Here is a 13,200-nt window from a genome sequence, read left to right as displayed (position 1 = left end):
GAGCCATGATCAAACTCTTCAATTTAAGTTTGATGCTCGTGAATTAAACTTCGTAATGAATTACGTATGTTCACTCAGAGACTTGGTATTCATTTTTCGTCCGAGGACGTTAAGAATCCATGTCACTTTGAGTGCCCACACAGATTGTCTGATAAATTGTTAAAGAGCAGTTGCGACGCGCTTTAGCGCTCTGTCGCGAGGTGGCGTATATTACGCTTTCCTCTTTCAGAGTCAACCCTGAATTTCAGAATTTTTCTCTTCAACCGAACCGGCTGTTTGTGTGAAGTGATTCACATCCGCCGTGTCGATGGAGGCGCATTATAGGGAGCCCGCCGGGAATGACAAGCGGAAAAATACATTTTTATTTCAACCGCTCATCTTTTATACGTAACGCTTATTTTTGCTGCTTTTTGATAGCCGCAGGCAGGTCCGCCAGGCTATTTAGCACCCAATCTGCGGCGCTTTCCGCTTCTTCGGTAACCGGCTTACCGGTACGCACCAGCACTTTCGTTCCGACATTCGCCGCCGCAGCCGCCTGCATGTCTTCGAGTTTATCGCCCACCATATAAGAAGCGGCCATATCAATATGCAGGAAATCGCGTGCGGAAATGAGCATCCCTGGATGCGGCTTACGGCAATCGCAGGTCTGGCGGAACTCTTCAACGCTCCCCTGCGGGTGATGCGGACAATAATAGATACCGTCGAGATCCACGCCGCGGTCTGCCAGCGACCAATCCATCCATTCGGTGAGGGTCTCAAATTGCGCTTCCGTGAATTTACCGCGCGCGATGCCTGACTGGTTGGTCACCAGCACTAACGCAAATCCCATTGCCTTTAGTTCACGCATGGCATCAATGACGCCGTCGATAAACTCAAAGTTGTCGATTTCGTGGACATAACCATGATCGATATTAATCGTGCCGTCACGGTCGAGAAAAATTGCGGGTACAGACTTTGCCACCGGTTTGCTCCTGATAAAGGCTAATGCCGTTAGTATCGCATGTTTCGGCATGCAAGAAAGTGCTCATTATAAAGAGTCAGATTGATTTAGACGTCTGGATGCCTTAACATCCATTTCATTGACAGGCATCGCCTGGACACGGCAGAAGAAAATGCCACGGCAAACGGCTAAACGATAATAAATAACTGATGATTAAACTTTCGAATATTACCAAAGTGTTCCAGCAGGGGAACCGCACCATACAGGCGCTGAACGATGTCAGCCTGCATGTCCCTGCCGGGCAAATTTACGGCGTGATCGGCGCTTCCGGCGCAGGTAAAAGTACGCTGATTCGCTGCGTTAACCTGCTGGAACGCCCAACCGAAGGTAGCGTGCAGGTTGATAACCAGGAACTCACCGCGCTGACTGAAAAAGAACTGACTCGCGCGCGCCGTCAGATTGGCATGATCTTCCAGCACTTTAATTTGCTTGCTTCACGTACCGTTTTCGGCAACGTGGCGCTGCCGCTTGAGCTGGACAACACGCCGCCGGCGGAAATCAAACGCCGCGTTAATGAACTGCTTGACCTGGTTGGTCTTGGCGATAAGCACGACAGCTATCCGGCAAACCTCTCCGGCGGCCAGAAACAACGCGTGGCGATTGCCCGTGCTCTGGCCAGCAATCCAAAGGTGCTGCTGTGCGATGAAGCCACCAGCGCGCTCGACCCGGCAACGACCCGTTCGATCCTCGAACTGTTAAAAGACATTAACCGTCGTCTGGGGCTGACCATTCTGTTGATCACCCATGAAATGGACGTGGTTAAACGTATCTGCGACTGCGTGGCGGTCATTAGCAATGGTCAACTGATCGAGCAGGACACCGTGAGCGAAGTCTTCTCCCATCCTAAGACGCCGCTCGCCCAACAGTTCATTCAATCTACCCTGCATCTGGATATTCCGGATGACTATCAGGCGCGCCTGAAGCCCACGCCGCTGCCTGACAGCGTGCCGATGCTGCGTATGGAGTTCACCGGCCATTCCGTCGATGCGCCGCTGCTGTCGGAAACCGCCCGCCGCTTTAATGTGAATAACAACATTATTAGCGCGCAGATGGATTACGCCGGCGGAGTGAAGTTCGGCATCATGCTGACTGAAATGCACGGCACACCAGAAGATACCCAGGCGGCGATCGCCTGGCTGCAGGAACATCATGTAAAAGTAGAGGTACTGGGATATGTCTGAACCAATGATCTGGCTGCTGGTTCGCGGCGTGTGGGAAACGCTGGCTATGACGTTTGTCTCCGGCTTCTTTGGCTTTGTGCTCGGCCTGCCGGTCGGCGTACTGCTGTACGTTACCCGTCCGGGGCAGATTGCCGCCAACGCCCGACTGTATCGTACGCTATCGGCGCTGGTGAATATCTTCCGCTCGATTCCATTCATTATTTTGCTGGTGTGGATGATTCCGTTTACCCGCGTGATCGTCGGTACCTCGATCGGCCTGCAGGCAGCGATTGTGCCATTAACGGTTGGCGCCGCGCCGTTTATCGCGCGTATGGTGGAAAACGCGCTGTTGGAGATCCCAACCGGGCTTATCGAAGCCTCACGCGCGATGGGCGCAACGCCGCTGCAGATCGTGCGTAAAGTTCTGCTCCCTGAAGCGCTGCCGGGTCTGGTGAACGCCGCCACCATCACACTCATCACCCTGGTGGGTTATTCCGCGATGGGCGGTGCGGTCGGTGCCGGTGGTCTGGGTCAGATTGGCTATCAGTACGGTTACATCGGCTATAACGCGACGGTAATGAATACCGTACTGGTATTGCTGGTTATTCTGGTTTATTTAATTCAATTCTCTGGCGATCGTATCGTCCGGGCTGTGACTCACAAATAACGTTATTGACACACAACACTAATTCTTACAGGAAGGAAATAACATGGCCTTTAATTTAAAAACCTTTGCGGCAGTTGGCGCATTAATCGGTTCTCTGGCTCTGGTGGGTTGCGGTCAGGATGAAAAAGATCCTAACCATATTAAAGTCGGCGTGATCGTCGGCGCGGAACAGCAGGTTGCTGAAGTCGCGCAGAAAGTGGCAAAAGAGAAGTATGGCCTCGACGTTGAGCTGGTAACCTTCAACGACTACGTGTTGCCGAACGAAGCGCTGAGCAAAGGCGACATCGACGTTAACGCCTTCCAGCACAAACCGTATCTCGACCAGCAGATTAAAGATCGCGGTTATAAACTGGTTTCCGTCGGTAACACCTTCGTCTATCCGATCGCTGGCTACTCGAAGAAAATCAAATCTCTGGACGAACTGCAGCCGGGCTCACAGATTGCCGTACCGAATGACCCGACCAACCTCGGCCGTTCTCTGCTGCTGCTGCAGCAAGTGGGTCTGATTAAACTGAAAGAAGGCGTAGGCCTGCTGCCGACGTCTCTGGACGTGGTTGAAAACCCGAAAAACCTGAAGATTGTTGAGCTGGAAGCGCCACAGCTGCCGCGTTCTCTGGACGACGCGCAGATCGCTCTGGCGGTCATCAACACCACCTACGCCAGCCAGATTGGCCTGACGCCGGCGAAAGACGGTATCTTCGTTGAAGATAAAAACTCGCCATACGTAAACCTGATCGTCGCCCGCGAAGATAATAAAGACGCGGAAAATGTTAAGAAATTTGTTCAGGCTTACCAAAGCGATGAAGTTTACGAAGCCGCTAACAAAATCTTTAACGGTGGCGCAGTGAAAGGCTGGTAATCTGCTTTCAGCGTAATATCATTCAGGACGGGCTTTATGCCCGTCTTGTCATTTATGCAAGCACCTGATTCAATAGCGCCCTGTTTTATAATTCATTGAGGAAATACTATGCGTGCTTTACCGGTCTGTTTGTTAGCACTCATGTTAAGCGGTTGTTCTATGCTAAGCAGATCCCCCGTTGAGCCTGTTAAAAGCACCGCAACCACGCCAGTCCAGACGGAAACGGCTAAACCAAAAGTCTCACGTCCCGCACCGGTTAGAATCTATACCGATGCCGCCGCGCTGGTAGGGAAACCTTTCCGCGATCTGGGTGAAGTGAGCGGCGAATCATGCCAGGCTTCAAACCAGGACTCCCCGCCGAACATCCCGACCGCCCGTAAACGCATGCAAATCAACGCGGCCAAAATGAAGGCCAACGCCGTGCTGCTGCACAGCTGCGAAGTGACCAGCGGTACGCCAGGCTGCTACCGTCAGGCCGTTTGCCTGGGTTCAGCGCTTAACGTCTCGGCGCAATGAGTGCATTTCAGTTCGCGCAGATAGGCGTCATCCGCTCGCCGTATAAAGAGAAGTTTGCCGTTCCTCGCCAGCCTGGTCTGGTTGAACACGGCGGCGGAGAACTGCATCTATTAGCGCCTTATAACCAGGCTGACGCCGTGCGTGGACTGGAAAACTTCAGCCATCTGTGGGTGCTGTTCGTCTTTCATCAGACCATGGCTGGCGGCTGGCGCCCGACCGTGCGCCCTCCCCGCCTTGGCGGCAACGCGCGCATGGGCGTCTTCGCGACCCGCTCGACATTTCGCCCCAACCCTATCGGCATGTCGCTGGTTGAACTGAAAGGCGTTCGCTGCCAGAAGGATCAGGTAATACTGGAACTTGGCAGCCTCGATCTCGTTGACGGCACGCCGGTGGTTGATATCAAACCTTATCTTCCCTTTGCCGAAGCCCTGCCTGATGCCAGCGCCAGCTATGCGCAACAGGCGCCGCTGGCAGGCATGAATGTCAGCTTTACGCCGGAAATAGAAGCACAGTTACTGACGCTGGAAAAACGCTACCCGCATATCAAAGCGTTTATCCGTGAAGTACTGGCGCAGGATCCGCGTCCGGCTTATCGCAAAGAGGAAGAAGCAGGGAAAACCTACGCCGTCTGGCTGCTCGATTTCAACGTGCGCTGGCGGGTAATCCCCTCCGGTTTTGAAGTCTTTTCTCTCGAACCGCGCTAATTTTATTTTCCTCTCTTTTGGCATCTTTGCCACACTGGTAAACTAAACCACTTTTTTTGTTTCAGGCTGGCTCTCCAGCCTGTTCCGATCGTCCAAATGGAACCGTAACAACATGCGTACTAGCCAATATCTGCTCTCCACTCTGAAGGAGACACCTGCCGACGCCGAAGTCATCAGCCATCAGCTGATGCTGCGCGCCGGGATGATCCGCAAGCTGGCCTCAGGGTTGTACACCTGGCTGCCGACCGGCGTGCGCGTTCTGAAAAAAGTCGAGAACATCGTGCGTGAAGAGATGAACAACGCCGGTGCTATCGAGGTGTTAATGCCGGTAGTTCAGCCTTCTGAACTGTGGCAGGAGAGCGGTCGCTGGGAGCAATATGGCCCTGAGCTGCTGCGCATTGCCGATCGTGGCGATCGCCCATTCGTCCTCGGGCCGACTCACGAAGAGGTCATTACTGACCTGATTCGCAATGAGCTGAACTCGTACAAACAGCTGCCGCTGAACTTTTACCAGATTCAGACCAAGTTCCGCGATGAAGTTCGCCCGCGTTTCGGCGTGATGCGCTCCCGTGAGTTCCTGATGAAAGATGCTTACTCTTTCCATACCTCTCAGGAATCGCTGCAGGAAACCTACGACGCGATGTATACCGCTTACAGCAAAATCTTCAGCCGTATGGGGCTGGATTTCCGCGCGGTACAGGCTGACACCGGTTCGATCGGCGGTAGCGCTTCCCATGAGTTCCAGGTACTGGCGCAGAGCGGCGAAGATGACGTGATCTTCTCTGACAGCTCCGACTACGCGGCGAACATTGAATTTGCCGAAGCCGTCGCGCCGAAAGAACCGCGCGCAGCAGCGACGCAAGAGATGACGCTGGTGGATACGCCGAACGCGAAAACCATCGCCGAGTTGGTTGAGCAGTTCAATCTGCCAATCGAAAAAACCGTGAAGACCCTGCTGGTGAAAGCGGTAGAAGATAGCAGCTACCCGCTGGTCGCCCTGCTGGTACGCGGCGATCACGAACTCAACGAAGTAAAAGCGGAAAAACTGCCGCAGGTCGCGAGCCCGCTGACCTTCGCCAGCGAAGAAGAGATCCGCGCTCTCGTTAACGCGGGCCCGGGTTCTCTCGGTCCGGTTAACATGCCGATTCCGGTAGTTATCGACCGTACCGTCGCGGCCATGAGCGATTTCGCCGCCGGCGCTAACATTGATGGCAAACATTACTTCGGCATCAACTGGGATCGCGATGTCGCGACTCCGGAAGTTGCTGATATTCGTAACGTCGTTGCCGGCGATCCGAGCCCGGATGGAAAAGGCACTCTGCTTATCAAACGCGGTATCGAAGTGGGCCACATCTTCCAGCTGGGCACCAAGTACTCTCAAGCAATGAATGCCGCGGTGCAGGGCGAAGATGGCCGCAACCAGATCCTGACCATGGGCTGCTACGGCATTGGGGTGACCCGCGTGGTGGCCGCCGCTATTGAGCAGAACTTTGACGATCGCGGGATTATCTGGCCGGACGCTATCGCGCCGTTCCAGGTCGCTATTCTGCCGATGAACATGCACAAGTCCTATCGCGTGCAGGAGCTGGCCGAGAAACTCTATGCTGAACTGCGTGCGCATGGCATCGACGTGCTGATGGACGATCGTAAAGAGCGTCCGGGCGTGATGTTCGCCGATATGGAGCTGATCGGCATCCCTCATACCATCGTGCTTGGCGATCGTAACCTCGACAACGATGATATTGAATATAAACATCGTCGCAACGGCGAGAAACAGCTGATTAAGACCGGGGATATTGTGAATTACCTGGTGCAGCAAATTAAAGGTTAATTTCCCCTTTAAAGCTAAAAGGCCTCGCAATAGCGAGGCCTTTTTAATTACAACTGCACGGATTACTTACCGCAATCTTTACCTGGAATAAATTTACTGTCTTTATCCGTCATTAGCGTTTTCATCATCTCGCCGGTATCCGGGTTCGCTTCGAGAGTGAAGTGCCCTTCTACCACCAGCAGTACCGGACGAGTATCGGTCCCGCGCGCGGCGGCGTAATCACGTTCAAGCTGAGCGTTATTGGCAACGGCCACCGTTTTACCTGTGACGCAATCGGTAAAGGTTGCCGCATCCGCCATATAGAAATACATCCCGCGCATTGCCATCGGCGTCGTCGGCAGGCTGGCTTTCACCGACTCCAGCGTATAGTTAAGCGTTGACTGAATCGGGTTGCCGTCACGATCGAGCATTTCCAGCTTGTCGCCTTTCGCCCGATAGTAGGATTTCTCGCCTTTGCTATTGGTCAAGACCAGTTTATCGGCGGTACGCGCCCAGGTCCCATATGAAGCGAAAGATGACGGCTCGCGGCTAACGCCCTGATAACGTTCATTCATTACCCAGGTGCCATCTTTCTCAAGGAACAAAGAGGTTTCAATCCCTTCGCAATCCGCGCAAGGCAAAATACCGCGCCAGCTTTGCTGCATCGGTTTCAGCTCTTCCATCGCCGCCGGCTGAACCGTCTCCACCTCAGCGCGATGATTGCAGCCAAACAGCGCAAAGAGCGAACAGGCCGCTGCGAGCGAAAATACAATTTTCTTCACTGTGAATTCCTTATAATCCATTCCACCCGTCCGCCACGCCTCTTAATGGCGAACTTTCCCACGCAGCGCTTTGACTGAGGACTTTTGCGCCTTGGAGGCAAGTCGTCGCTCTTTTGACGCCCGAGTCGGTCGCGTCTCCCGGCGGCTTTTTTGCACTGCGGTTAATTCTTTTATCAGCGTAACCAGTCGCGAGATCGCCGCTTCGCGATTCATCTCCTGGCTGCGATATTCCTGAGCCTTAATGATAACCACACCGTCAGCAGAAATTAAGTGGTGACTGGCGGCGAGCAGGCGTTCTTTATAAAACTCAGGCAGGCTCGATGCTTTAATATCAAAACGTAAGTGAATCGCCGTCGAGGCCTTATTCACATGCTGACCGCCCGCCCCCTGTGCGCGGACCCCGGTAAGCGAGATCTCCTCATCCGGGATGGAAACGCTGCGGCTAATCGTTATCATGCCGGCTGCTGCCAGGCCGTTAAATGAATTTCCAGATTATTCCGATCGTCAGATAACCAGATACCCCCGTCCTGCAGGGTTGCCTGCAGCGTCATGGTGCGATCGGCAAAAGCGCTCAGCTGCGCCAGTTGCGCATCATCAAGATACCAGATGGTCAGCTTCGGATACGCCGCAAGCTTGTTCTGATTCTGCTGCCACCAGATTTCAGCCGCTCGGCTATTATAGGCAAACAGCGCCACCTCCTGCGCCCGCGAGCAGGCTTTCTTGAGGCGTTTCTCGTCCGGTAACCCCAGCTCAATCCACAGATCGACGCCCAAATGGTCGTTTAATTGCCACAGCTCCGGTTCATCATCCGAGGACAACCCGCGGGTGAACTGCAAGCGCTCGTTGGCATATTTTATCCACGCCAGCAGGCGCAGCATCATACGCTCCTGGGTTTCTGAGGGATGTTGCGCCAGCGTCAGGTTAGCATCCAGAAACTGGTTGCGATCCAAATCGGCAACATTCACCACAGCTTTATAAATCGTCGCTTTCAGCGCCATGAATAAACTCCTGAAAAAAATGGCGTACATTGTAGCGAAACTGGCGACAAAAGGCTGTCGGCAATCGCAGGTACTCCTTTCATCCTGCTGATATTGCTTAGATGACTATGGTATAGTCACCTTGCTAAACAGAGTTTATCTTCGTAGGCTTAAACTTGCATCCCACGGTTAAGTCAGAACGCTGACAGGAGGGCATGTGGATCAATATTGTGAGTTAATACGCAAGCGGTATGCGGAAATAGCCAGCGGAGACTTAGGGTATATCCCGGATGCGCTGGGCTGCGCGTTGAAAGTATTAAATGAGGTTGCGGCGGATCAGGCCCTTTCGGAGTCAGTCAGGGAAAAGGCCGCTTATGCGGCGGCAAACTTATTGGTGAGCGATTATGTCAATGAATGATACTTATCAACCCATTAACTGCGATGATTATGACAACCTCGAGCTTGCCTGCCAGCATCACCTGGTGCTGGCGCTGGCCCTGAAAGATGGTGAACAGCTGCAGGCCAAAGCGAACGATCTTATCTCGCGTAAAAATGTCGAGTATCTGGTGGTAGAACTTGCCGGTAACGTCCGCGAGCTACGCCTGGATAAAATCGCCAGTTTCAGCCACCCGGAAATTGGCACCGTAGTGGTCAGCGAATCCTGAAGCCCATCGGGCGGCTTAGCCGCCCGTTTTCCGCCATACCAGCTGTAACCCCTCGCCTTCCTGCACTTGCCCCTCTCTGGTGACAAACAGTCCATCGGCCGCCGCAATCAACGTTTCGCCATAAAATAGCAGCGGCGTAGTATCCCGACGCCAGGGGGCGACCGCCATTTCCTGCCAGATTTTCTTAAGCTTACGCCCGCCCGGACGCCCGACGATGTGCAGATTACCGCTGGCGCGAAAACGTATCGATACCGGCTCATCCGCGCGCGGCATGCGTAACGGCCCGCCGGACTGCAACGCCAGTTCTCCCAGCGTTTCCGGCAATATTAGCGATGTAGTGGGGTCCTCCCATGGCAACTCACGCTCGGTCAGGCCAGGCAGATGCTTTACCCAATACAGGCGCTGCTGGTAGCGCCGGACGGCAAAACCGCCTAACCGCAGGCAAGGCGCGGCGTCTTCACGCGCCAGCGCCACTTCCTGCCAGATGCGCTCCGGCATTTCGCGCGACGGCATCGGCGCCTGTTGGGAGGCCAGCCAGCGGCGCAGCAGCGCCGCACGACGCGCCGCGCTCATCGCGCTTAGCGGTTCTATCGCCAGCGAACCGCGCTCATCGACCAGCGCGGCGAGCTCCGCCGACAGCATTTCATCGAGCAACTGTTCCTGTTCGCCACATAAGCTGGCGCTGCGGGCAACGGCCTCGGCAAAATGCGGCCAGCGCTCGCTCAGTAGCGGTACCACCCGCAGGCGCAGAAAGTTACGATCGTAGGCATCGTCCTGATTACTTTCGTCTTCAATCCACCGCAGTTGATAAGTCAGCGCCCACTGATGCAGGGATTCACGGCTCTCATTGAGCAGCGGACGCAGCAATTTGCCACCAGCGAACTCGCTACAGGCCGCCATCGCCGATAAGCCGGTCGGGCCGCTACCGCGTTTGAGCGCCAGCAGGAAAGTCTCGCATTGGTCGTCGAGATGTTGTGCCGTCAATAACGCTTCACCTGGCAAAAGCGCTTCACGGAAGGCTTGATAGCGCGCCTGGCGAGCATGCGCTTCGATCCCCAACCCCTCATCCGCCAGCGTCACGCGCACCACCTGTAACGGTACCTGCCATTGCTGGCAAATCTGTTCGCAATGCTCAACCCAGTGGTCTGCGTTGGCGCTCAGGCCATGGTGAATGTGAATCGCGCGCAGTTGAACCGCTGGCTCGCGCTGGCGCCAGCGTACCAGCCGGTGCAGCAGGACGGTTGAGTCCAGGCCGCCGCTGAAGGCCAGCAGAAACTGACGATGTGGTCGAAGCGATGAGGCAATATCCGGCGTCATGATCGTGCGTATGCAGCTAAGAAGAGATAGCCCGGCACGTTACGCGCCAGGGCTGGTTCTGGCAAGTACTACTGTTGGTAAATCTCCAGCGGCAGGCCGTCGGGATCGTTGAAAAAGGTAAAACGCTTATCGGTAAACGGATCGATGCGGATAGCTTCACAGGCGACGCCGTGCGCCTGCAAATGCGCAACCGCGGCATCAATATCGTCGACGCTAAACGCCAGGTGGCGCAGACCACAGGCTTCCGGGCGGCTTGGACGCGCAGGAGGGAACGGGAACGAAAACAGCTCGATGACATACTCGCCGTTCAGCGCCAGGTCGCCCTTCCACGAATCACGCTCGGCGCGGTAGAACTCGCTTTGCAGCGTAAACCCGAGGATGTCGCAATAGAACGCTTTGCTCTTCGCGTAGTCTGTCGCGATGATGGCAATATGGTGAACCCGTTTTAAACCCAGCATGGTTGTTCTCCTCCTGTTGAAGCCCAACACGTTACTCGCGCCGCCCGCCGCCGCGCAAGCCCCTAATTATTTTTTAAGACTCGTACACGGTAGACGCCATCTTCATCACGTTTGGCCCCGTGGATATCGGTTTCAAAACCTGGGTAGTGGCGGCCGATCGAACAGAGCATCAACAGGAAATCGAGCACCGCGCGGCTCTCTTCGGTGATCATCTCTCCCGGCATCAGCAACGGCACGCCAGGCGGATACGGCAGGATCATATTTGCCGAAATACGCCCCACCAGTTTCTCCAGTTCGATGGTTTCTACTTCGCCCTTAATCTGTCGCTGCCAGGCCTGATGCGGGGTCATTTTCATCTCCGGCAACACGTCGAACGCCCGCAGCATCAGCTGTGAGAGCTGGTGCTGACGGATCAGGCGGTGGATCCCCTGCGCCAGATCCTGGATGCGCATATTGCGGTAGAAGTCCGGATCCTCAGCGTAGAGATCCGGCAACATGTTTTTCACCCTCAGGTTAAGATCGTAGGCGCGTTTAAACTCGGTCAGACCGCGCAGCAGGCCCATCGCTCGAGTTTTATCAATACCGATACTGAACAAGAACAGCAGATTGTACGGCCCGGTTTTCTCCACCACCACGCCGCGCTCGTCGAGGAATTTCGCCACCAGCGCCGCCGGTATCCCCTCTTCCGCCATATTGCCCTGCTCGTCCATACCCGGCGTGAGAATCGTGACTTTGACCGGATCGAGGAACATATGGTCGGCATCGGCGTCCTGGAATCCATGCCACGTTTCTCCAGGGGAAACAGGCCAGCATTGCGCTTCTTCGACCTCTTCCGGCTGCCAGATATCGAAGAACCAGCCGTCAGCCTCCTCACGCAGGCGCTGAACCTCCTTACGGAAATGTAGCGCGCGTTCGATGGAGCGCTGAATCAGGCGTTTTCCGGAGTTACCGCGCAGCATCGCCGCCGCGGTCTCTATCGAGGCGACGATCGGATAGCTTGGCGAGGTAGAGGTATGCATCATAAAGGCTTCATTGAAGGTATCTTCATCGTAGCTGCCTTTAATATGGATAAGCGAAGCCTGTGACAACGCCGCCAGCATTTTATGCGTCGACTGGGTTTCGAAGATCACTTTCCCCGGTACGCGGTCGCCGCTCATACCGCTTTTCCCCTGATAAATCGGGTGGAAGTGGGTATAAGGCACCCAGGCGGAATCGAAGTGGATCGACGGCACGTCAAGGGTTTGTTTAATCCAGGTGGTGTTATACAACAGCCCATCATAGGTGGAGTTGGTGATCACCGCATGCACCGGCCACTGCGCGCCGCGAGTTGTCTCGACTTTGTGCTGGACGCTGTCGCGGGTAAATTCCCGTTTCGGGATGCCGCCGAGGATCCCCAGCGCGTTACGGGTCGGTTTTAGCCATAGCGGTACGATATCGCTCATCATCAGCAGATGCGCCAGCGATTTATGGCAGTTACGATCGATAAGCAACGTACTGCCAGCGGGCGCCGAATACATGCCGACAATTTTATTTGAAGTCGAGGTACCGTTGGTCACCATGTAGCTCTGCTCGGCGCCAAAGGCGCGGGCAATATACTCTTCCGCTTCCAGATGCGGGCCGGTATGGTCCAACAGCGACCCCAGTTCGGTAACGGAGATAGAAACATCGGCCTTCAGCGTATTACCGCCGAAAAAATCATAAAACAGGCAGCCGACCGGGCTTTTCTGGTAGGCGGTTCCCGCCATGTGTCCGGGGGTACAAAAGGTATATTTCCCCTCCTGCACATAGTTAAATAACGCTTTGGTAAATGGCGGCGTGATGTTGTCCAGATATTCATTGGTATACTGGCGAATGCGGGTAGCGATATCTTCCGCCAGACCCAGCGCATATTCGAAGAACCATAGCGCCATGCGCAGGTCCTGGCTACTGACGTCCATCGTCGAGTGCGTATTGATAAAAGCATACAGCGGCAGGTATTCGTTCAGTCGATTGATATCGCTGCATAAATCAACGCTGTACTCGTCCCAGTCAAAGATAACGCCGCAGATACGCGGGTTGTGTTCGATAAACTGCAGCAGGTCGGCGCTGTTTTGCGGCCAGATGGTCTGGAATCCTTGCTTCTGCAGAGCGGCTTCCAGCTCTTTGATCGGTTCGTCTTTATGGTAGACGCCGTGGGGCCCCATGATGGCGATGATATTCACGCTTTCCTCCTGGATTTACCTAAGGTAAGCATAATATCAATCGCGCCAGTGCTTAGCACTGGCGGATTTATCTTAGTCCTGAAT

Annotated in this window: 15 protein-coding genes; 8 read left to right on the top strand and 7 right to left on the bottom strand. The window is 54.7% G+C overall.

What is annotated here, in order from left to right; all coding sequences use genetic code 11:
- Positions 1–394: 394 nt before the first annotated feature.
- Positions 395–961: a D-glycero-beta-D-manno-heptose 1,7-bisphosphate 7-phosphatase gene (gene gmhB, locus PGR79_RS17735; RefSeq protein WP_047044557.1), complete on the bottom strand. Its 567-nt coding sequence runs from the start codon at positions 959–961 to the stop codon at positions 395–397.
- A gap of 188 nt (positions 962–1,149) precedes the next feature.
- Between gmhB and metN the strand changes: the two genes are divergently transcribed.
- From metN to proS, 6 genes are all read left to right on the top strand, one after another.
- Entirely contained in the window at positions 1,150–2,181 is a 1,032-nt protein-coding gene (gene metN, locus PGR79_RS17730) for a methionine ABC transporter ATP-binding protein MetN (RefSeq protein ID WP_087860830.1), read from the top strand.
- Complete coding sequence (locus PGR79_RS17725; RefSeq protein WP_045390177.1) at positions 2,174–2,827, top strand: methionine ABC transporter permease MetI; 654 nt, start codon at positions 2,174–2,176, stop codon at positions 2,825–2,827. The genes metN and PGR79_RS17725 overlap by 8 nt, the downstream gene beginning before the upstream one ends.
- A 43-nt stretch (positions 2,828–2,870) precedes the next feature.
- Positions 2,871–3,686, top strand: coding sequence for a methionine ABC transporter substrate-binding lipoprotein MetQ (metQ, locus tag PGR79_RS17720; RefSeq protein ID WP_113374448.1), 816 nt, complete (start codon positions 2,871–2,873; stop codon positions 3,684–3,686).
- 108 nt (positions 3,687–3,794) lie between these two features.
- The gene (gene rcsF, locus PGR79_RS17715; RefSeq protein ID WP_015704458.1) at positions 3,795–4,202 is read left to right on the top strand and encodes an Rcs stress response system protein RcsF; all 408 of its coding nucleotides are present in this window, start codon (positions 3,795–3,797) and stop codon (positions 4,200–4,202) included.
- On the top strand, positions 4,199–4,906 hold the full coding sequence (gene tsaA, locus PGR79_RS17710) for a tRNA (N6-threonylcarbamoyladenosine(37)-N6)-methyltransferase TrmO (protein ID WP_020079574.1): 708 nt from the start codon (positions 4,199–4,201) through the stop codon (positions 4,904–4,906). The genes rcsF and tsaA overlap by 4 nt, the downstream gene beginning before the upstream one ends.
- A gap of 112 nt (positions 4,907–5,018) precedes the next feature.
- Positions 5,019–6,737: a proline--tRNA ligase gene (gene proS, locus PGR79_RS17705; RefSeq protein WP_113374447.1), complete on the top strand. Its 1,719-nt coding sequence runs from the start codon at positions 5,019–5,021 to the stop codon at positions 6,735–6,737.
- Between the two features lie 62 nt (positions 6,738–6,799).
- Here the strand turns inward: proS and nlpE are convergent, their stop codons facing one another.
- From nlpE to PGR79_RS17690, 3 genes are read right to left on the bottom strand one after another with little or no spacing between them, the layout of a single operon-like run.
- Positions 6,800–7,498: an envelope stress response activation lipoprotein NlpE gene (gene nlpE, locus PGR79_RS17700; protein ID WP_087860832.1), complete on the bottom strand. Its 699-nt coding sequence runs from the start codon at positions 7,496–7,498 to the stop codon at positions 6,800–6,802.
- 42 nt (positions 7,499–7,540) lie between these two features.
- Positions 7,541–7,954, bottom strand: coding sequence for an alternative ribosome rescue aminoacyl-tRNA hydrolase ArfB (gene arfB, locus PGR79_RS17695; protein ID WP_045390167.1), 414 nt, complete (start codon positions 7,952–7,954; stop codon positions 7,541–7,543).
- On the bottom strand, positions 7,951–8,496 hold the full coding sequence (locus PGR79_RS17690) for a YaeQ family protein (protein WP_045376632.1): 546 nt from the start codon (positions 8,494–8,496) through the stop codon (positions 7,951–7,953). Before PGR79_RS17690 ends, arfB begins: the two co-directional genes overlap by 4 nt.
- A gap of 196 nt (positions 8,497–8,692) precedes the next feature.
- Between PGR79_RS17690 and PGR79_RS17685 the strand changes: the two genes are divergently transcribed.
- Together PGR79_RS17685 and rof are read left to right on the top strand one after the other, a co-directional pair.
- Positions 8,693–8,893 (top strand): YaeP family protein, encoded by a 201-nt coding sequence (locus PGR79_RS17685; protein WP_087860833.1) that lies wholly within the window; start codon positions 8,693–8,695, stop codon positions 8,891–8,893.
- Positions 8,880–9,140, top strand: coding sequence for a Rho-binding antiterminator (gene rof, locus PGR79_RS17680; RefSeq protein WP_113374446.1), 261 nt, complete (start codon positions 8,880–8,882; stop codon positions 9,138–9,140). The genes PGR79_RS17685 and rof overlap by 14 nt, the downstream gene beginning before the upstream one ends.
- A 15-nt stretch (positions 9,141–9,155) precedes the next feature.
- Here rof and tilS read toward each other — a convergent pair whose 3' ends face one another.
- The 3 genes from tilS to PGR79_RS17665 all read right to left on the bottom strand — a co-directional run bounded on the left by tilS (position 9,156) and on the right by PGR79_RS17665 (position 13,116).
- Entirely contained in the window at positions 9,156–10,457 is a 1,302-nt protein-coding gene (tilS, locus tag PGR79_RS17675) for a tRNA lysidine(34) synthetase TilS (RefSeq protein WP_113374445.1), read from the bottom strand.
- A 68-nt stretch (positions 10,458–10,525) separates the two neighbouring features.
- Positions 10,526–10,915, bottom strand: a complete 390-nt coding sequence (locus tag PGR79_RS17670) for a VOC family protein (RefSeq protein WP_015704453.1) — start codon at positions 10,913–10,915, stop codon at positions 10,526–10,528.
- A 62-nt stretch (positions 10,916–10,977) separates the two neighbouring features.
- On the bottom strand, positions 10,978–13,116 hold the full coding sequence (locus PGR79_RS17665; protein WP_113374444.1) for a lysine decarboxylase LdcC: 2,139 nt from the start codon (positions 13,114–13,116) through the stop codon (positions 10,978–10,980).
- Between the last annotated feature and the right edge of the window lie 84 nt (positions 13,117–13,200).

The sequence above is a fragment of the Klebsiella sp. 141161 genome (assembly GCF_050600815.1).
In the GTDB taxonomy this organism is placed as follows: Bacteria; Pseudomonadota; Gammaproteobacteria; order Enterobacterales; family Enterobacteriaceae; genus Klebsiella; species Klebsiella aerogenes.
The sequence above is the reverse complement of the archived record's forward strand: the minus strand, read 5'-3'. Positions and strand labels throughout refer to the sequence as shown.

Bases quoted from the DNA above. Each gene is read 5' to 3' on its own strand.
- rof (WP_113374446.1), top strand. From the start codon at position 8,880: ATGTCAATGAATGATACTTATCAACCCATTAACTGCGATGATTATGAC.
- metN (WP_087860830.1), top strand. From the start codon at position 1,150: ATGATTAAACTTTCGAATATTACCAAAGTGTTCCAGCAGGGGAACCGC.
- PGR79_RS17690 (WP_045376632.1), bottom strand. From the start codon at position 8,496: ATGGCGCTGAAAGCGACGATTTATAAAGCTGTGGTGAATGTTGCCGAT.
- metQ (WP_113374448.1), top strand. From the start codon at position 2,871: ATGGCCTTTAATTTAAAAACCTTTGCGGCAGTTGGCGCATTAATCGGT.
- tilS (WP_113374445.1), bottom strand. From the start codon at position 10,457: ATGACGCCGGATATTGCCTCATCGCTTCGACCACATCGTCAGTTTCTG.
- PGR79_RS17725 (WP_045390177.1), top strand. From the start codon at position 2,174: ATGTCTGAACCAATGATCTGGCTGCTGGTTCGCGGCGTGTGGGAAACG.
- arfB (WP_045390167.1), bottom strand. From the start codon at position 7,954: ATGATAACGATTAGCCGCAGCGTTTCCATCCCGGATGAGGAGATCTCG.
- proS (WP_113374447.1), top strand. From the start codon at position 5,019: ATGCGTACTAGCCAATATCTGCTCTCCACTCTGAAGGAGACACCTGCC.
- rcsF (WP_015704458.1), top strand. From the start codon at position 3,795: ATGCGTGCTTTACCGGTCTGTTTGTTAGCACTCATGTTAAGCGGTTGT.
- tsaA (WP_020079574.1), top strand. From the start codon at position 4,199: ATGAGTGCATTTCAGTTCGCGCAGATAGGCGTCATCCGCTCGCCGTAT.
- PGR79_RS17670 (WP_015704453.1), bottom strand. From the start codon at position 10,915: ATGCTGGGTTTAAAACGGGTTCACCATATTGCCATCATCGCGACAGAC.